This is a genomic window from Allobosea sp. GW822-FHT03F07, from assembly GCF_058801345.1.
Map to the genome: position 1 here is coordinate 118,349 of NZ_JBXAND010000002.1, position 18,106 is coordinate 136,454.

The window sequence follows — 18,106 nt, forward strand, 5'->3', positions numbered from 1 at the left end:
TCAGAGGTGGTCGGGTCAAGCCCGACCATGACGGCTGCAGCGGCGGCTAGACATGAATCGGCTTCTCATGATGGTGGAACGCCTTGAGCCGCCGGAACAGCGCGGTGTCGTAGTTCGACGGCACCTCTGCCTCGCCGGTGATCCAGCTCAGCAGGTCGCGATCCAGAACTTCGATCAGGCGCTCGAACTCGTCGAGCTCGGCTTCGGTCAGGGTGCCGATATGGGCATCGGCGAAGCCGCCCATGATCAGGTCGTTCTCGCGCATGCCGCGGTGCCAGGAGCGGAACAGAATCTTGCGCCGGCGTGGGTCGAGATCGGCGCTGGTTCGGGACGAGCCACTCATGAAACCTCCGGACACCTCGGTCGAAATCGAAAACCACGGGATGGTGCAATGACGACGGGGCCGGCCCCGTCGCGGAGCCTGCCGATGCGGGCTATATAGCGTCGGCAATCCGTGAAGTCAGCGGCGGCCGTGCCGTAAACTTCGCGCTCCTGACATGAACGAGTCACCGCTTGCGCCCGTCCCTGCTCGATCCGCTGTTCGCGCCAGTCACGTCGCTGTCGGGCGTGGGCCCCAAGACGGCCAAGGCGCTGGACAAGCTGCTCGGCGACGAGACGCGCGGTGCGCGCGTCGTCGACCTGCTGTTCCATCTGCCGACGGGCGCGATCGACCGGCGGCCGAGCGCCTCGATCGCCGATGCGCCGATCGGCGGCGTCGCGACCTTCTCGGCGCGGGTGACCGAGCATCGCCCGGCGCCGCCGGCCAAGGCGAAGGCGCCCTACCGCATCATCGTCGAGGACGAGACCGGCGACGTCACGCTGGTCTTCTTCCATGCCGATGTCCGGCACCTGCTCCAGACCATGCCGATCGGCGCCTACCGGATCATCTCGGGCAAGCTCGAACTCTGGGACGGCATGCGCCAGATGGTGCATCCCGACCGCATCCTCGATCCCAAGCAGGCCGCGACCCTACCCGCGATCGAGCCGGTTTATGGCATGACCGAGGGCGTCGGCCCGCGCGTGATGACGCGGATCGTGGCGGCGGCGGCCGAGAAATGCCCGGACCTCGCGGAGTGGCAGGACCCTGCGTTCCGGGCGAAGAGCGGGTTCCCATCCTTTGCGGAAGCAATGCAGAGCCTGCACCACCCTGATGATCTCAAGGCGGTCGAGGGCGACACGATCGTCCGCCGCCGCGTCGCCTATGACGAATTGCTGGCGAGCCAGATCGCGCTCGCCTTGGTGCGCCGTCAGCAGAAGAAGGTCGCGGGTCGTGCCACGGCTGGCGACGGGCGGCTCCGGCATGCGATCGAAAGCGCCCTGCCCTTCCGGCTGACCGACGGCCAGCGCCAGGCGCTCGCCGACATCCATGCCGATATGGAAAAGCCGGAGCGCATGCTGCGGCTGCTCCAGGGGGACGTCGGCTCGGGCAAGACGGTGGTCGCGCTGATGGCGATGGCCGCCGCCGCGGAGGCCGGCCGCCAATCCGTGCTGATGGCGCCGACCGAGATCCTGGCGCGCCAGCATGCCGAGCGGCTGGAGCCCTTGGCGGCCAAGGCCGGGCTCAAGCTCGCTTTGCTGACGGGACGCGAGAAGGGGCCGGGCCGGGTGCGCGTGCTCGAAGGTCTTGCGAGCGGCGAGATCGACATCGCGGTCGGCACGCACGCGCTGTTCCAGGAGGGCGTCGCCTTCCGCGACCTCGCACTCGCCATCGTCGACGAGCAGCATCGCTTCGGCGTGCATCAGCGCCTGCTGCTCGGCTCCAAGGGCGAGGCCGTCGACGTGCTGGTGATGACGGCGACGCCGATCCCGCGCACGCTGTCGTTGACCTGGTTCGGCGACATGGACATCTCCGTGCTGGCCGAGAAGCCGGCTGGCCGTAAGCCGATCGCGACCAAGGCGATCTCGTCGGAGCGCCTGGACGAGGTCGTCGGTGCCGTCGGGCGCGCGGTCGAGGCCGGCGCGCAGGTCTATTGGGTCTGCCCGCTGGTGCAGGAATCGGAGACGCTAGAGGTCGCGGCCGCGCAGGAGCGCTTCGAGGCGCTCCGCGAGGTCTTCGGCGCGAAGGTCGGCCTCCTGCATGGCCAGATGCCCGGCCGCGACAAGGACGCAGCGATGGCGGCCTTCCTCGCTGGTGAGAGCCGCATTCTCGTCTCGACGACGGTGATCGAGGTCGGGGTCGACGTGCCCAATGCCAGCGTGATGGTGATCGAGCATGCCGAACGCTTCGGGCTGGCACAGCTCCACCAGTTGCGCGGGCGTATCGGGCGCGGTTCGGCTGCTTCGACCTGCCTCCTGCTCTACAAGGGGCCGCTCGGGCCGGTCGCGGAAGCGCGGCTGACGATCATGCGCGAGACCGAGGACGGCTTCCGCATCGCCGAGGAAGACCTTCGCCTGCGTGGCGAGGGCGAGGTGCTCGGGACAAAGCAATCCGGTTCACCGGATTGGCGCATCGCCCGTCCCGAGGTCGATGGCGATCTGCTCGCGGCGGCCCGCGACGATGCGCGCCTGCTGATCGAGCGTGATCCGCATCTGGAAAGTGCGCGCGGCGAGGCGGTCCGGACGCTGCTCTATCTGTTCGAGCGCGACGTTGCGATCAGGCTGCTGCGGGCGGGCTGAGCCGACGCTCAGCTTCGCGAGCCCGCGCCGCTATTGGCTGCTGCCGGGATGCGCGCGATCACCTTGAGTTCGAAGTCGAACCCCGCGAGCCAGGTCACGCCGACGGCCGTCCAGGCCGGATAAGGCGGCTCGCCGATCTCCTCGGCTCGGACGGCCAGCACCGTCTCGAACTGCGTCTGTGGGTCGGTGTGGAAGGAGGTGACGTCGATGACGTCATCGAAGCCGGCGCCCGCCGCTGCGAGCACGGCGCGCAGATTGGCGAAGGCTCGTCGGACCTGATCTTCGAAGACCGGTTCGGGCGTCCCGTCCTCGCGGCTGCCGACCTGGCCCGAGATGAAGAGCAGGTCGCCATGCCGGATAGCGGCCGAATATTGATGCAGGTCGTAGAGGGCATGTCGATCGGCGGGGAAAATCGCGTCGCGTTTGGCCATGTCGGCTCCTTCTCGGTTCTAGTAGCGACGGCGGGGTCCGCCGTTGCCTCTTGCCGACCGGACATAGCGCGATGACATTGTTCGGATTAGACGTTGAAATTGGCATGGGTCGGTGTGAATTTCGCAGCAATGGTCCGCCCTTCCCTCAACGACCTGACCGCTTTCGTGATCGTCGCGACCCGCCGCAGCTTCCGCCGCGCAGCCGACGAGCTCGCCACTGCGCCGTCAACGCTGAGCCATGCGATGCGCGCGCTCGAGGAGCGCATGGGCGTGCGCTTGCTCAACCGCACGACGCGTAGCGTCTCGCCGACGGAAGCGGGCTTCGAACTGCTCGGCCGTCTCCAGCCGGTGCTGGCCGCTTTGGACCAGGCGCTGGACAGTGTCGCTCCGTTTCGTGGCAGCTTGGCCGGGACCGTCCGGATCAACGCACCGCGTCTGGCGGCTGCGCTCCTCGTGCGCGACACCCTTCCGATGATGGCGGAGCGATATCCCGACGTCGTCGTCGATCTGGTCGTTGAGGGCAAGCTGATCGACATCGTCTCGGCGGGGTTCGATGCGGGCGTGCGCCTCGTCGACTCGATTCCGAAGGACATGATCGCGGTGCCCTTCGGCGAGATGATCAGCTTCGTCTGCGTCGCTTCGCCGGCCTATCTCGAACGCTTCGGCGAGCCCGCGACCCCGGATGAACTGGAGCGCCATCGCTGCATCGGCCACCGTGTACCCAACGGCAAGCTCTACCCTTGGGAGTTCGAACGGGCCGGGCAGTCGTTGATGGTCGACACGAGCGGATCGCTTATCCTCGACGACGAGGAACTGATGGTGGAGGCTGCCATCGGGGGCCTCGGGATCGCCTATGTCGCCAGCCCGGCCGCGCAAGTCGCGCTGGCGGATGGCCGCGTGCGCCGGATCCTGAGCGCCTGGACGCCCGCTCCCGAGAAGGTCGCCATCTACTATCCTGGGCACCGGGCCGTGCCGCCCGCGTTGCGGGCCTTCCTCGATGTCGTCAAAGCGGCGCGTTAGGGCCCGCACAGGAGAAGCAAGAACGCCGCGCCCCCCGGCGAGCTGCGTCATCGACCGGCTTGCGGCGTCAGCTTCGGCGTCGGCACGCCCGGCTGGATCAGCCCCGCCGACATGATCAGCTTGGCGCCGTCCTCGACCGAGATCGTCAGCTCCACCACCTCCCGACGCGGCAGATAGAAGAAGAAGCCGGTCGTCGGGTTCGGTGTGCAGGGCAGGAAGACGCCGATCTGCTCGTTGCCGTCCGGCAGCTTGCCCGCGATCTCGGGCGCGGCTTCCTGCGCGATGAAGACGATCGACCACATGCCCGGCTGCGGGAACTGTACCATCCCGACCTTGCGAAACGAGGTACCGCCTTGCGAAAAGATCGTCTCGAAGACCTGCTTCACACCCTTGTAGAGGCCGCGCACGACCGGCATGCGCTCGAGAATCGCCTCGCCGGCATTGACGAGCGAGCGTCCGACGAGATTGGCGGTGAGGAAGCCGAGCAACGTCAGCCCGATCAGCCCGATGATCAGGCCGAAGCCGGGCACCGGATATGGCAGATAGGAATCGGGCCAGTAGGCCGTCGGAACCAGCGGCTTCACCAGCCCGTCGACGAAGTTGACGAACCACCAGGTCACCGAGGCGGTGATCGCCAGCGGGGCTGCGAGCACGAGGCCTGTCAGGAAATAGCGCCGGAGCCTGGTGCCGAAGCTCGGGCTCAGCAGATCGGGCTGGATGACGTGGCGTGGATCAGGTGGGCTCGGCGTCATTCCAGGGGTCCGATATGGCTGGCTGCGAGCAAGCGGTCTGCCCGAGCATGATGCGACAGACGTGCCAGTCGCCCGACCGGATTTCAAGGATGGCGCAACCACCGCCAGCTTGCGGTGTTCCCAGATAGGGTGCTTTCGTTCGTGCAGACGCGAAAGCCGGGACGAATCGGCAGGGCAATCGGAGCAATGATGCGCGGCGTTCGACAGTTTCGGCGTCCGCTGCTTTTGGTGGCCGGCTGGATTCTCACCGCGATCGGCGTGGTCGGGCTGATCCTGCCGCTGATGCCGGGGACCATCTTCCTGATCCTGGCGGCATGGTGCTTCTCTCAGTCGTCGCCGCGCTTCGAGGCCTGGCTCATCGGCCATCCGCGCCTGGGGCCGCAAGTGCGGCGCTGGCGCGAGACCGGATCGATTGCGCGCCGCGCCAAGTACATTGCCTGCGCCTCGATGCTGCTGGGCTTTGCGATCCTGACCAGCACCAATGCGCCGCCGATCGCCTTGTGGGTCAGCGGCGCATGCCTGGTCGCCGCTGGGGTCTATGTCGCGAGCCGCCCGGAGGCGTAAGCCGTCGTGAGGGTGAACGCCTGGGCGCTCACTCCACCGTGACGGATTTCGCGAGATTGCGCGGCTGGTCGACGTCCTTGCCCATGAAGACCGCCGTCTGATAGGCGATCATCTGGATCGGCAGCGCATAGACGATGGCTGCGAAGGTCGGGTCCATGTCCGGCATGATGATCGTCGTTTCCGGCTCGATGCCGCATTCGGCCGCGCCCCTGGCGTCGGTGATCAGGATGATCCGCCCGCCGCGCGCAGCGACTTCCTGCATGTTCGAGGCGGTCTTCTCGAAGAGCGCGTCATGCGGCGCGACGACGATGACGGGCATCGCCTCGTCGATCAGCGCGATCGGCCCATGCTTGAGCTCGCCCGCCGGATAGCCCTCGGCATGGATGTAGCTGATTTCCTTCAGCTTCAGCGCGCCTTCCAGTGCGAGCGGGAAGCTCGTGCCGCGGCCGAGATAGAGCACGTCGCGGGCCTTGGAGAGTTCGCGGGCGAGTTTCTCGATCTGTGGTTCCAATTCCAGCGCCTTGGCGATCAGCCCCGGCAGGGCGATCAGGCTCTGGACATGGCGGGCCTCCTCTTCATGCGAAAGCGAGCCGCGTCCACGTGCTGCCGCGAGCGCCAGGCAGGCGAGCGCGGTGAGCTGGCAGGTGAAGGCCTTGGTCGAGGCGACGCCGATCTCGGGGCCGGCGAGCGTCGGCGCGATCGCGTCGCTTTCGCGCGCGATCGTCGAGGTCGGCACATTGACGACGGAGAGCACCTTCTGCTGCTCTTGCTTGGCATAGCGCAGGCAGGCCAGCGTGTCGGCGGTTTCGCCGGACTGCGAAACGAAGAGTGCGAGTCCGTTCTCGGGCATCGGCGCCTCGCGGTAACGGAACTCCGAGGCGACATCGATCTCGACCGGCAGGCGGGCGAGCTTCTCGAACCAGTATTTCGCCGTCAGCCCGGCATAATAGGCGGTGCCGCAGGCCGAGACCGACAGGCGCGACAGCGACTTCCAGTCGATCGTGCCCTTGAACGGCAGGCGGACGCTGCCGGCGGCCATGTCGAGATACTGCGTCAGCGTATGGCCGACGACCTCGGGCTGCTCATAGATTTCCTTCGCCATGAAATGGCGGTGATTGCCCTTCTCGACGAGGAAGGCGCCGGCCGCGACGCGTTGGGCGCGGCGCTGCACCGGCTTGTTGAGCTTGTCGTAGAAGGTCGCGCCCTTGCGGTTGAGGACGACCCAGTCGCCCTCTTCGAGATAGGCGATGAGATTGGTGAACGGCGCGAGAGCCAGCGCGTCCGAGCCGAGATACATCTCGCCGTCGCCGACGCCGACCGCGAGCGGCGAGCCCCTGCGCGCGCCGATCAGCAGATCCTCCTCGCCCTGGAACAGGAAGGCGAGCGCGAAGGCCCCGTGCAGGCGCGGCAGGCTGGCGGCGACCGCCGCGCTCGGCGTCAGGCCGCGATCGAGCTCGCGGGTGACGAGATGCGCGACGATCTCGGAATCGGTCTCGGTCTCGAAAACGTATCCGTCCGCCTGCAATTCGGCGCGCAGCTCGCGGAAGTTCTCGATGATGCCGTTATGAACGACGGCGAGCTTGGCGGTCGCATGCGGGTGGGCATTGGTTTCGTTGGGCTTGCCATGCGTCGCCCAGCGGGTGTGGCCGATGCCGATCAGGCCTTCGAGCGGCTCGCTGGAGAGGCGGACTTCGAGATTTTTGAGCTTGCCCTCGGCGCGACGGCGGGTGAGCTGGCCATGCTCGAGCGTCGCGACGCCAGCGGAATCATAGCCTCGATATTCGAGCCGCCTGAGCGCCTCGACCACCTGGGTCGCGACCGCTTCCTTGCCCAGTATCCCGACGATGCCGCACATGCGCTTACCTCTTCAGCCGTTGCCGTCGAAAAACCGCATAGCGGCCCGGCGCCGCCAAGCAAAATCACTCTAAATGTAGAACTATGAACGGCGGCCTGCGTGGATATCGGCTTTTCAGGGCTTTTTCGCCGCGGCCTTGCGCGCCAGCGCGGCTTCGCGGAACCCCTTCGCCCAGCCCTCCTTGGCGACCTGCCGGCCACGGCCGATCGCCAGAGCGTCGGGGGCGACGTCCTCCGTCACCACCGAACCGGAGCCGATGAAGGCGCCCGCTCCGATCGTGACGGGGGCAACGAGGGACGAGTTCGAGCCGACGAAGGCGCCGGCACCGATATTCGTGCGGTACTTGAAGAAGCCGTCGTAATTGCAGGTGATCGTTCCGGCGCCAATGTTGACATCCGGCCCTACCGTGGCGTCGCCGAGATAGGTCAGATGGCTCACCTTGGCGCCGGCTCCGATCTCGGCCGACTTGATCTCGACGAAGTTGCCGACCTTCGCCTTGGTTGCAAGCTGGGCGCCGGGCCGCAGCCGCGCAAAGGGGCCGACCATCGCGGCCTCGCCGACCGTGGCGCCCTCCAGATGCGAGAAGGAGTGGATCACGGCGCCATCCGCCACGCTCACGCGGGGTCCGAAGACGACGTGGGGCTCGATCAGCACATCACGACCGATCCGGGTGTCATGACTGAAGAAGACGGTTTCGGGTGCGATCAGTGTAGCGCCCTCTGCCATGACGGCGAGCCGCTTGCGGCGCTGGAATTCGGCTTCGGCGGAGGCCAACTGGATGCGGTCGTTGATGCCCTGGACCTCCCTTTCCGGTGCAACGAGCGCACTTGTCGGCAGGCCACGCGATCGGGCGAGTGCTACCGCGTCGGTGAGGTAGAACTCGGATTGCGCGTTATCGTTGCCGATCGCCTCCAGCAGCGACAGGGCATGGCGACCATCGAGCGCCATCATCCCGGCGTTGCACAACCGGATATCGCGCTGCTCCGGCGTGGCGTCCTTGTGCTCGATGACGGCCTCGAGCACGCCATCGCGCATGACGAGCCGGCCATAGCCGTTGGGATCGCGAGCCTCGAATCCGAGCGCGACGACGGCCGAGCCCTGCGCAAGCCCCGCGCGCAACGCCGTAAAGGTCTCCGGTCGAAGCAGCGGCGTGTCGGCGAAGGCGACGATGACGTCGTCATAGCCTTTAGCGAGAGCGGCGCGAGCCGACAGCGTGGCATGGGCTGTTCCATGTCGTTCCGCCTGGATGGCGATCTCCACTTCCGGAAGGCGTGCTTGCGCCTCACGCACGACTTCGGGGCGCTCGGGGCCGACGACGACCGCCACGTGGTCCGCCTGCGCCTGCGCGAGCGACGCCAGCACATGGCCCAGCATCGAGCGCCCGCCGACCTCATGCAGAACTTTCGGCCGGGCCGATTTCATCCGCGTCCCCTCGCCTGCTGCGAGCAGAATCGCGAGACAGGACCGGCCGGACTGCATTTCGGTCATGATTGTCGTTTCCTTTGCGACGGATGGCCGACCGCGCGGTTCCGATCGCGGACTTTGGCGGTCGCTCCGGCGCAGGGTGGCGTTGCAGGTCCCGTGGATAGCCGATCCGGTCGATATTTGCCAAAGTCGAGATTGACGCTGGCGCCATGCGTTGGAAATCATCCCGTAAGGAGACAAGAGATAGACTACAAATTACCGGCGCTGCCGCTTTTCAGATCACCGGAAAATGCTCTAGAAGCGCGGAAGGGCGAGGGCGTCGTCCGCGCATGTTGGATATAATGTCGAAACCTTTGAATCGTCGGCAGTTTCTCGAAGGTTCCGGCGGAGCCGCAGCCGCTTCTCTGTTTGCCGCGGGCGTAGCGCGTGCTCAGACGCAATCACCGGCCGCAGCCATCAACCAGTTCTTCCTGTTCGAAGGCAAGACATTCGATCCTTCGTTGGTCGTGGATGCGGCGCGCGCCCTTGCGCAGCGCGCGCTCGTGCCGCTGGTCGCGACCGATTTGCCGGATGGATATGCCACCCTGCCCGTCGACCAGTATCTGGGAATCAGGGCTCAGCCCGGCAGTCTGGTCTGGGCCGGCGAGAATCGCGGCTTCACCGTCGAGCCGCTGCACCGCGGCTATGTCTTTTCGAACCCCGTGAGCCTTTTCACGATCGAAGAGGGCACCGTGCGGCGCGTCGCATTCGACCGCAGCAAGTTCGATTACGGGCGGGTCACGCCGCCGCCGGCGAATGTCGATCTCCAGTTCTCCGGGATGCGGATCGCGACCGGCCTCGAACGCCCTTTCGAGGTCGCGATCTTTCAGGGCGCCACCTTCTTCCGTTCGCTGGCGCGCGGACAGAATTTCGGTGCCCTCGCCCGCGCGCTGATCCTGCGGCCGGGCGAGACGCGGGGTGAGGAGATCCCGTTCTTCCGCGCCTTCTGGATCGAGCGGCCGAGCCCTGCCTCGGGCCTGCTGGTGATCCACGCCCTGCTCGATTCGGAAAGCCTGACGGGGGCGGTCCGGATGACGCTGCGGCCCGGCGACGTCACGCTGATCGACGTCGAGATGACATTGTTCGCGCGCCAGGCGCTCGACCATATCGGCTTCGGCTGCACCATGGGTACCTTCCTGTCCGGCCCCCAGAGCCGGCGCAGCTTCGACGACGTCCGGCCGGCGGTCCACGAGGTCTCCGGCGTGCAGATGCGCTCGGGAACTGACGAATGGATCTACCGGCCGGTCAGCAATCCTGCGACCCTGCAGGTCTCGTCCTTCATGGACAGCAATCCGAAGGGTTTCGGGCTGGTTCAGCGCGAGCGCGACCCCGCGGCCTTCATGGATGACGACCAGCGTTTCGAGCTGCGTCCAAGCGTCTGGATGGAGCCGCTGGGCGACTGGGGCGCCGGTTCGGTCCAGCTCATCGAGATCCCCAGCGAATCCGACGTCAACGACAACATCATCATGTATTGGCGGCCGCGCCAGCCGCTCGCGGCCGGCAGTGAGACGGTGGTCGCCTATCGGCAGGCCTGGTGCTGGCAGCCGCCGGAGCGGCCGCCTCTCGCGCTCGCGACCCGTGTCCGCCAAGGGAGGGGTACGCAGGGGCGGCGGCGGCGCTTCATCGTGGATTTCACCGGCGACAGGCTGGCCGATGCAGGCATGGTCGCCTCGACCCGTGCCAACATCACCACGCAGCCCGGCCAGATCCACAATGTCAGGCTCTGGCCCTTCCCCGAGCGCAAGCTGATGAGGGTCGGTTTCGAAGTCGATCCGGGCACGGAAAACCTGTGCGAGCTCAGGCTCATGTTGCAATCCGGCGGTCAGCCGGTTTCGGAAACCTGGTTGAATCGATGGACGTGGTAACCGCGACCCGCCCTGGCGAGGACGCTGCGCAAGCACAGCGCTATGTGGCGAGCCAGGAGCCGGCGACGCCCCCCGAGAATCGACTCATCATGCCGGTGCAGTCGTTCCGGAGCTGGAACGCATCGGAACGGAGAACGCCCGCCGCTCCGCGAGTCTGGACGACGCCGTGGCTGAAGCGATTCTTCGTCTTCGGCGGCGGCCTGGCGCTGACCGCCTATGGCGCCTGGGAGATGTATCATGTCGTGTCGGTCAGCCGCACGACGTCGTTGCAGTACGTCTTGCTCGTGCTGTTCACGATCAATTTCTCCTGGATCGCGCTCGCTTTCACCAGTGCCGTCCTCGGCTTCTTCGGTTTGCTCTTCAACAAGGGCTTTTCGGGACGTGTCGAGACGCTGAAGCACCGCACCGTCGTGGTGATGCCGATCTACAACGAGTCGTCGGCGCGCACCTTCGCGGCGCTGGCGGCGATCCGCGAATCGGTCGAGGCAACCGGACTCGGCAGCCATTTCGACTATTTCATCGTTTCCGACACGACGAATCCGGATGTCTGGATCGCCGAGGAGCGGGCTTTCCTGGCGCTGCGCGAACGGCTGGGACCGAATGCCCGGGTTTACTACCGCCACCGGCCCAAGAACCATCACCGCAAGGCCGGCAACATCGCCGATTTCGTGACGCGCTGGGGCGGGCATTACGAGCACATGGTCGTGCTCGACGCCGACAGCCTGATGACCGGCACCTGCATCGTGCGCCTCGCTTCGGCAATGGAGCAGGATCCCGATTCCGGCATCATCCAGTCGCTGCCGCTGATCATCAATCGCAACACCTTCTTCGCCCGGCTCCAGCAGTTCGCGGCGCGGGTCTACGGGCCCGTCATCGCGACGGGGCTGGCGATGTGGTCCGGCCGCGACGGCAACTACTGGGGCCACAACGCGATCATCCGGACCAAGGCCTTCGCCGATCACTGCGGCCTGCCCGACCTCAAGGGCAAGCCGCCCTTCGGCGGGCATGTGCTCAGCCACGACTTCGTCGAGGCGGCGCTGATCCGCCGCGCCGGCTGGTCGGTCTACATGCTGCCGGATCTGACGGGTTCCTATGAGGAAAGCCCGCCCTCGCTGATCGACGTCTCGGTGCGCGACCGGCGCTGGTGCCAGGGCAATCTGCAGCATTCGCGCATCATCGGCGCGAAGGGCTTCGTCCTGCCGACGCGCCAGCACTTCGCTACCGGCATCATGGGCTATCTCGCCTCGCCGTTCTGGCTGATGCAACTCGTGGTCGGTATCCTGATCGTGCTCCAGGTCAGCTATGCGCGGCCGGAGTACTTCACGCAGGAGTTCACGCTCTTCCCGGTCTGGCCGCGCTTCGACCCCGAGCGCGCATTGAACCTGTTCGCGCTGACGATGGCGATCCTGCTTGCGCCGAAGCTGTTCGGGCTGTTGCTGACGCTGTTCAACAACAAGCTGCGACGGGCGGGCGGCGGCGCGATCCGCCTGATCGTGTCGGCCCTGATCGAGGTGCTGTTCTCCGCCTTCTTCGCTCCGATCATGATGCTGATCCAGTCAGGATCGGTGTTCCAGATCCTGCTCGGGCGTGACACCGGCTGGAACCCGCAGCGGCGCGACGACGGCTCTATTCCGCTCAAGGACATTATCCGCCGGCACCGCACCCATACGGTGCTCGGCGTCGTCGCCGGCATTTCCGCCTTCATGATCGCGACCTCGCTGTTCGCCTGGATGTCGCCCACCATCGTCGGCCTCGTGCTGGCGATCCCGCTCTCCTGGGCCTCGGGCCAGCTCGCGATCGGGCTCTGGCTCAAGCGCCACAAGCTGCTGGTAACCCCTGAGGAAGGCGATCCGCCGGCCGTGGCCCTGCGTGCCAACGCGCTTCAGGCGGAGTTCGATCGGGCCGGCTACGACGATGCCGACGGCCTGCGGGCGCTGCACGCTGATCCGGCGCTGCGCGAGGCGCATGAACTGATGCTGCCGGAAGGCCAGCCGCGTCGTCGCGGCGAGATCGAGGCCGACCGTGCCCTGGCCCAGGCCAAGCTGGTCGATGCCGAGACGATCGACGATGCCGCGATCTGGCTGAAGCCGAAGGAGCGCATGGTCGTGCTGCACGACCGGGCACTGGTTGCGTTGCTGGCGTCCCTGCGGGACGGGCGCGCCGCCGACTAAAAGGGTGTCTGGACGAAGCCTTGCCCGGCGGGCTGGCCTTCAGAAGGTCATCGCGGCCGCGTTGATGACGCCGGCCGCGAGAGATGCGGCGCCGAGAAACAGTGCTGCGGCCAGTTCGCCGGCTGCGATGCGCGCCGACAGGTTGGGCAGGACGATCCTGACCAGCACATAGACGATCAACTGCACGATGATGGCGACGACGCCCCAGATCACGAGGTCGGGAATCGTGTTCGCATGGACGACGGCACTCGACAGGGGCAACGCGAAGCCGGTCAGGCTCAAGCCCAGCGAAAGCGCCGCCGCGATGTTGTTCTGCCGGATCAGGCCGAACTCGTTATGCGAGGTCGCGACCGTGTAGACCAGCAGGTAGACGCCGACGAGACCGAGCGAGACGGAAAAGAACAGGGCGAAATCCGGAAGCTTCAACAAGGCCTGCGTGATCATTCTGATCCGAATCTCCTGTCCCGCTCGCTGTGATGGTGAACCTCAAGCCTGCTCAAAGGCAATGACGCAGCCCAGCGCGGCCTCGGCCGGAACGACGATGCGCTCATCGCCTTGCGCATGGGGCACGCCGGCCGCCTCCAGCCGGCTTGCCACGGCGTCCAGATCCGGCACGGCCACGCAGAAGCCGAGGAAGCGGGCCGGGGTCGGGTCCGGCGCGACATGATAGATCGCCTCGGCGGCCTCGAAATCGAGCACGTCGATGCGGCCGCGCGGCAAGTCGAGGACGAGATCGGCATTGCCCTCCAGCACCTCCGGAAAGCCGGCATAGGCGCTCAGGAACTCGCGATGGGCGGACGGGTCATCGGTGACGATGATCGCCGAGGTCAGGGCGCTCGCGCCATTGGCGTGCTGCTGGAAGGCCGGGTTCCAGAAATTCTGCGGCTCGTGCTGCTGGCAGACGAAGAAGCCGCATTCCGGCGCCAGCGGATCGGCCGCGAAGGCGAGCGAGAAGGCGACGCGGACCTCGCTGCCATCGGGACGCCGCGCCTGGCGTTCGAAGAAGAACGGCTCGAAATCGCCGATGCCGGCCGCCTTGAACGCCGCAGCGTCCGCCTTGGCATCCGTGCTTTCCAGCACCAGCATGGACAGGCCCTCGCCGCGCTCCAGCGCCTCGCTGACGAAGCTGCCGAAGGAGAAGACGCGCGGCGTCGGCGGAACGATCGCGGCGGCGTCGCCGATCGTGATCAGTTCGAGGAATGAGCCCGGAAACTGGACGATCCGGTTCTCCGTGCCCCAGGGATGGCGGTTGCGGGCGCCCACGGTGAAGCCGAGCTTCTCGTAGAAGGCGCCGGCGGCGTCGAGGTCGCGGACGCCGATGACGAGGTGGTCGAGGCCACGAGGGGCGGGAGAGACGGTCGTGTCAGGCATGGGCTTGGCTCGCTTGCGGCAGGCTCGGGGCTTAGGTCTAGCAGGTTGGCGCAGGCGGGTCATGCGTAAGCGGGCGCCTTTGTCGTGCCCGCGCCGTCATTCCGGGCGCAGCGAAGCGCAGACCCGGAATCCATGCCGGAGCCTTGCAGGACCGGCGTTGCGGCATGGATTCCGGATCGGCGCCGCTGACGCGGCTTGTCCGGAATGACGATCCGGTTCGAAGCTCCCGGGGTCAATTCAGCCTTCGATGTAGTGCGGCACGAAGCGCGAGGTGTTCTTGGTGATCGGCGATGCGTCTTCGCGGATGCAAAGCCCGCAGGCCTGCGAGGCGACGAGCCAGGAGCCCAGCACGGCGTAGTTTCCGGGCGAGCCGAACAGGTTCGGCGCCGCATCCTGCAGGATGAAACCTTCCGCGCCATAGGGGCCGTCATCGCTGTCCAGCACCGTGCCGCGCTCGATCAAGGTGACGTTGGCGCCCTCGCGCGAATAGAGCGGCTTGCGGACATGGCGCGGCGACAGGGTGGCACAACGCGGATCGCCCTCGAAGAAGGCCGGCAGCAGGTTCGGATGACCAGCCTCCATCTCCCAGAGATACGGGAGCAGGCCCTTGTTCGAGAGAATCGCCTTCCAGGGCGGCTCGACGAACTGGCAGCGCGAGGTCGCGAGATTCTTGGCGTAGCTTTCGCGGAACAGCCATTCCCAGGGATAGAGCTTGAACAGGGTCTCGATCGGCTGGTTGGCACCGTCGCAGAAGCGCCCGTCCGAGAGCAGGCCGATCTCCTCGATGAAGGTGAAGCGCGCATCCAGCCCGGCCTGAACGGCGCAATCCATCAGGTAATCGACCGTGCCCTTGTCCTCGTTGCTGTTCTCGACTGAGGTCAGGTGCAGGCGGTAGGGCGAAGGCGTGCGCAGATGGGCGAAGGCCGCGATCAGCCGTTCATGCAGCGAATTGAACTGATCGCTCCGCGCCGGCAACGCGCCGCGTGCCATCGCCTGCTCGAGCCAATCCCATTGCACGACGCTCGATTCGAACAGGCCGGTCGGGGTATCCGCATTATATTCCAGCAGCTTGGCCGGTCCACGCCCGTCATAGGAGAGGTCGAGCCGGCCATAGAGGTTGCGATCACCGCGCTGCCAGCTCTCCCGGATGAAATCCCATTGTCCGTCCGGGATTGCGAGCCGGCTTAGTATCTCCTCGCTGCCGAGGGCCTTTTCGATGAAGGCGAAGCAAAGCTGCTCGATCGCGTCGGTCGGCGCCTCGATGTCGCGCTCGATCTGCTCGAGCGTGAAGGCATAGGCGGCGCTTTCGTCCCAATAGGTTTCGCCGTCGATGGTGTGGAAGGCGAAGCCGAGCCGTTCGACCTGGCTCTGCCAGTCGGGCCGCGGCGAGATGGCTACGCGGCGCATGTCAGGACGAGGACGAAGACGAGTAGGAATGCGAGGTCGAGCCGAAGCCGCCGCGCGAGACGGTGCTGGCGCTGCTCGCTCCGCTGACGGTGCCGCTGCGCGCCACCAGCGCCGCCCCGGAGGTGGTCGAATAGGCGCGCGAGGACGAGGACGAACTGCCGCTGCGGCCACCATAGCTGCTGCCTCCGCCACCGCTGCCACTCGACGAGGAAGAGCGCGCCTGCTGGCACTCCGGCGCCTGGCTGCCTGGCGGGCAGGCCTGTCGCGTCGGCGGCAGCAAGGGCTGCGCGGTGCCGCCGCCCTGGGCGAGACTGCGCGCCAGCATGATTCCGGCGAGCGCCGGAACGATCACCTGCGCACCGTTCCAGACCGCGCTCTGGCAGGAGCCCGAGCCGTATTCGGCCTCGCAGGAACTGGTGCTGGTGAATTTCTTGGCGTCGCGCAGATGGTTGGCCGAGGCCTCGTTGAAGCGCTCCTCGCATTGGCTCGACGAGAGCTGCCCGCCGGCGCGGCATTCGGCGAGATTGTTGTAGACGAGGCTGTCCTCCTCGTCCGGGCCTGAATTCGCCCATATCGTCGCGACGAGCACGACGCCCGCTGCCGCCAATCCGATCTGGGTCGAGCGCTTCATCGCCGCCTCCCCTTCAGGCCGTCATGCTGGCGGCGGCCAGTGTGCCGGAAATCACGGCGATGACCGCGAGCATCGCCGCCGAAGGCAGGCGGTCCTCCTCGATCTTGCGCGAGAGCTCCGGAATCAGGATGCGCGCCAGCCCATAGGCGCCGAACTGGATGATCATCGCAGCGAGCGCCCAGAGCACGAGATCCGGGATGCTGCTGGCCTGGGCGATCGCCTTTTCGAGCGGGATCGAGAAGCCGGTGACATTGCCGCCGAGCGCCACGGCCGCCGACAGGTTGCCGCCGCGGATCAGTGCGATCTCGTCATGCGCGGTGAGCCGGAGATAGATCGCGGTGAAGCAGGCAATCAGCGCGACGCCGAGGGCGAAGTAGAGCAGAAATGCGGGCAGCCCCGCCATCGAGATCGCCATACGGCCTGCCCCCAAGCTGCGAAGTATCGATACCTCACTATACGTCAGTCAGCAGGCGGCGCCAGAGGCGTGCGGCGTGTCCGCCCTCGCTCTCGCGCGGCGGTTTTACGATGAGGGGCAGCGGAGCGCCGCGAGGCGCGAGGTATAGGGCCGCATCCGTTGAGCCAGGATGCGACGCGGATGGATTGAGCCACCATCCGCACGCCCCGTGGCGCTCCGCTCACCGGCGATTTCGGACTCCGGGCCGCGCTTATTGGGTCGTTGGCGTCCTCCGTCGCGAGCCGTTTCGACGCCAGTTTCCCTCATCGGGTTGTCGCGCCTACTCCGGCATGGGACGAGGGCGTGATGCCACCGACCGTTCCAGCGAGCTCCTCGCACAGGGGCCGTAGTACCCCCAGGGCGGTTCCCGAAGCCTCCCGAGTCCGGGGTGCAAGCCCGGCCGCAGGCGCCGCCCCCATCCCGACCAATGGCTTGCCTTCCGGATGGCCGCCCCTCGAGGATGAGGTGGAGGCAGGATAAGGGCGATGTGGAGGGCGGGGATTACTATTTTGCATCCTCCATCGTCATGGTCGCCCTTGTGGCGACCATCCACGTCTTGTCTGGTCGAGGGCGGTGTTCAAGACATGGATGCTCGGGACAAGCCCGAGCATGACGGGGAAGGGCACCGCGACGCTTCTTCCCTTCTCCCGGATGGGAGAAGGTGGCGCGGAGCGCCGGATGAGGGCCTGCCCTTGCAGCAAGGAGGCGCAACGGCTCCGTAGCGCCCTTGCAATCAGCGGCGGGCCCTCACCCCTACCCCTCTCCCATCCGGGAGAGGGGTTCCCCGCGCGTCAAATGCCCTTCCCGTCATGGTCGGGCTTGTCGCGACCATGACGGGAAGGGCAAATTCCGACCCTAAGCGGTGGGATGGTTATGCCATAGCGTGCCCTGCTACACGTCATGCCCCAAAAATCCACGACAGCGAGGACCGCCGTTGCTTGCAATGAAGCTATTCCTGAGCGCTCTCGCGTTTGGCGCGGTGACCGTGATCCTGTTCGGCAACCCATTTCAAGCACTTGCCTTGGCGACATTCTGGTCTGATCGACTTGGACTTCCTCATTGGAGGGTCATTGCCGCCGTCTGCGTTGCAGCCTCGGCTCTGATCTTTGCACCCCCGCTGAAAAGCAGGATCAGCTCAGTGCTCCGGCTGCCGGTCTTCACAATCTTGGCGGTACTCCTGCCGACCATCATTATAGGGATTTATGCTGACAGCTTCAGGCGCCGTGCTGTCCTTACGTTCGGCGCAGACGAAGTCGAAGGACACAGCTTCTTGGTGTCCATTCGCCATGCTCCCGAGGAGTTTCAGTTTTTCTTGCACACGGCAGTGCTCAAGGACTGCGCGCCTTACGCATGGAGCTATCGGACCCTGTCGTTCTACGAATTGCGGCCGAACGTCGCGATCAACGTATTGCCGCAGCGGTGGATCACCAAATGCGGGATTACACGGAGTGAGCGTCGCTAATCGACCGCCACCCGCCCTTGAGGCAAATCCGCTTCGCCACATA

General features: G+C 66.2%; 16 protein-coding genes. 6 read left to right on the forward strand and 10 right to left on the reverse strand.

Going from position 1 to position 18,106, the window contains the following annotated elements; all coding sequences use genetic code 11:
- Window positions 1–46: 46 nt before the first annotated feature.
- Window positions 47–343: an FAD assembly factor SdhE gene (locus AC1RMY_RS09120; protein ID WP_492863680.1), complete on the reverse strand. Its 297-nt coding sequence runs from the start codon at window positions 341–343 to the stop codon at window positions 47–49.
- A 170-nt stretch (window positions 344–513) separates the two neighbouring features.
- On the opposite strand from AC1RMY_RS09120, the gene recG reads away from it, so the two are divergent.
- Entirely contained in the window at window positions 514–2,616 is a 2,103-nt protein-coding gene (recG, locus tag AC1RMY_RS09125) for an ATP-dependent DNA helicase RecG (protein ID WP_492863681.1), read from the forward strand.
- An 8-nt stretch (window positions 2,617–2,624) separates the two neighbouring features.
- Here the strand turns inward: recG and AC1RMY_RS09130 are convergent, their stop codons facing one another.
- On the reverse strand, window positions 2,625–3,047 hold the full coding sequence (locus AC1RMY_RS09130) for a RidA family protein (protein WP_492863682.1): 423 nt from the start codon (window positions 3,045–3,047) through the stop codon (window positions 2,625–2,627).
- Window positions 3,048–3,176: 129 nt separating this feature from the next.
- On the opposite strand from AC1RMY_RS09130, the gene AC1RMY_RS09135 reads away from it, so the two are divergent.
- On the forward strand, window positions 3,177–4,067 hold the full coding sequence (locus tag AC1RMY_RS09135; protein ID WP_492863683.1) for a LysR family transcriptional regulator: 891 nt from the start codon (window positions 3,177–3,179) through the stop codon (window positions 4,065–4,067).
- A 47-nt stretch (window positions 4,068–4,114) separates the two neighbouring features.
- On the opposite strand, the gene AC1RMY_RS09140 is transcribed toward AC1RMY_RS09135, so the two are convergent.
- Entirely contained in the window at window positions 4,115–4,819 is a 705-nt protein-coding gene (locus AC1RMY_RS09140) for a DUF502 domain-containing protein (RefSeq protein ID WP_492863684.1), read from the reverse strand.
- Window positions 4,820–5,005: 186 nt separating this feature from the next.
- Here AC1RMY_RS09140 and AC1RMY_RS09145 point away from each other — a divergent pair, with 186 nt between their 5' ends.
- The gene (locus AC1RMY_RS09145) at window positions 5,006–5,383 is read left to right on the forward strand and encodes a YbaN family protein (RefSeq protein WP_492863685.1); all 378 of its coding nucleotides are present in this window, start codon (window positions 5,006–5,008) and stop codon (window positions 5,381–5,383) included.
- Window positions 5,384–5,411: 28 nt separating this feature from the next.
- Here AC1RMY_RS09145 and glmS read toward each other — a convergent pair whose 3' ends face one another.
- Window positions 5,412–7,238: a glutamine--fructose-6-phosphate transaminase (isomerizing) gene (gene glmS / locus AC1RMY_RS09150; RefSeq protein ID WP_492863686.1), complete on the reverse strand. Its 1,827-nt coding sequence runs from the start codon at window positions 7,236–7,238 to the stop codon at window positions 5,412–5,414.
- Between the two features lie 114 nt (window positions 7,239–7,352).
- Entirely contained in the window at window positions 7,353–8,726 is a 1,374-nt protein-coding gene (gene glmU / locus AC1RMY_RS09155; protein WP_492863687.1) for a bifunctional UDP-N-acetylglucosamine diphosphorylase/glucosamine-1-phosphate N-acetyltransferase GlmU, read from the reverse strand.
- Between the two features lie 278 nt (window positions 8,727–9,004).
- Here glmU and AC1RMY_RS09160 point away from each other — a divergent pair, with 278 nt between their 5' ends.
- Window positions 9,005–10,567, forward strand: coding sequence for an OpgD/OpgG family glucan biosynthesis protein (locus tag AC1RMY_RS09160; RefSeq protein WP_492863688.1), 1,563 nt, complete (start codon window positions 9,005–9,007; stop codon window positions 10,565–10,567).
- Complete coding sequence (gene mdoH, locus AC1RMY_RS09165) at window positions 10,555–12,738, forward strand: glucans biosynthesis glucosyltransferase MdoH (protein WP_492863689.1); 2,184 nt, start codon at window positions 10,555–10,557, stop codon at window positions 12,736–12,738. Before AC1RMY_RS09160 ends, mdoH begins: the two co-directional genes overlap by 13 nt.
- Window positions 12,739–12,777: 39 nt before the next feature.
- Here the strand turns inward: mdoH and AC1RMY_RS09170 are convergent, their stop codons facing one another.
- From AC1RMY_RS09170 to AC1RMY_RS09190, 5 genes are all read right to left on the reverse strand, one after another.
- On the reverse strand, window positions 12,778–13,182 hold the full coding sequence (locus AC1RMY_RS09170) for a DUF350 domain-containing protein (protein ID WP_492863690.1): 405 nt from the start codon (window positions 13,180–13,182) through the stop codon (window positions 12,778–12,780).
- A gap of 42 nt (window positions 13,183–13,224) precedes the next feature.
- On the reverse strand, window positions 13,225–14,109 hold the full coding sequence (locus AC1RMY_RS09175) for a VOC family protein (protein ID WP_492863691.1): 885 nt from the start codon (window positions 14,107–14,109) through the stop codon (window positions 13,225–13,227).
- Window positions 14,110–14,346: 237 nt separating this feature from the next.
- On the reverse strand, window positions 14,347–15,516 hold the full coding sequence (locus AC1RMY_RS09180) for a glutathionylspermidine synthase family protein (protein WP_492863692.1): 1,170 nt from the start codon (window positions 15,514–15,516) through the stop codon (window positions 14,347–14,349).
- Window position 15,517: 1 nt separating this feature from the next.
- On the reverse strand, window positions 15,518–16,147 hold the full coding sequence (locus AC1RMY_RS09185) for a DUF1190 domain-containing protein (protein ID WP_492863693.1): 630 nt from the start codon (window positions 16,145–16,147) through the stop codon (window positions 15,518–15,520).
- A gap of 13 nt (window positions 16,148–16,160) precedes the next feature.
- Window positions 16,161–16,562 carry a DUF350 domain-containing protein gene (locus AC1RMY_RS09190; protein ID WP_492863694.1) on the reverse strand — a complete coding sequence of 134 codons (402 nt, stop codon included), beginning with the start codon at window positions 16,560–16,562 and terminating at the stop codon, window positions 16,161–16,163.
- 973 nt (window positions 16,563–17,535) lie between these two features.
- On the opposite strand from AC1RMY_RS09190, the gene AC1RMY_RS09195 reads away from it, so the two are divergent.
- Window positions 17,536–18,063: a hypothetical protein gene (locus AC1RMY_RS09195; protein ID WP_492863695.1), complete on the forward strand. Its 528-nt coding sequence runs from the start codon at window positions 17,536–17,538 to the stop codon at window positions 18,061–18,063.
- Window positions 18,064–18,106 lie beyond the last annotated feature (43 nt).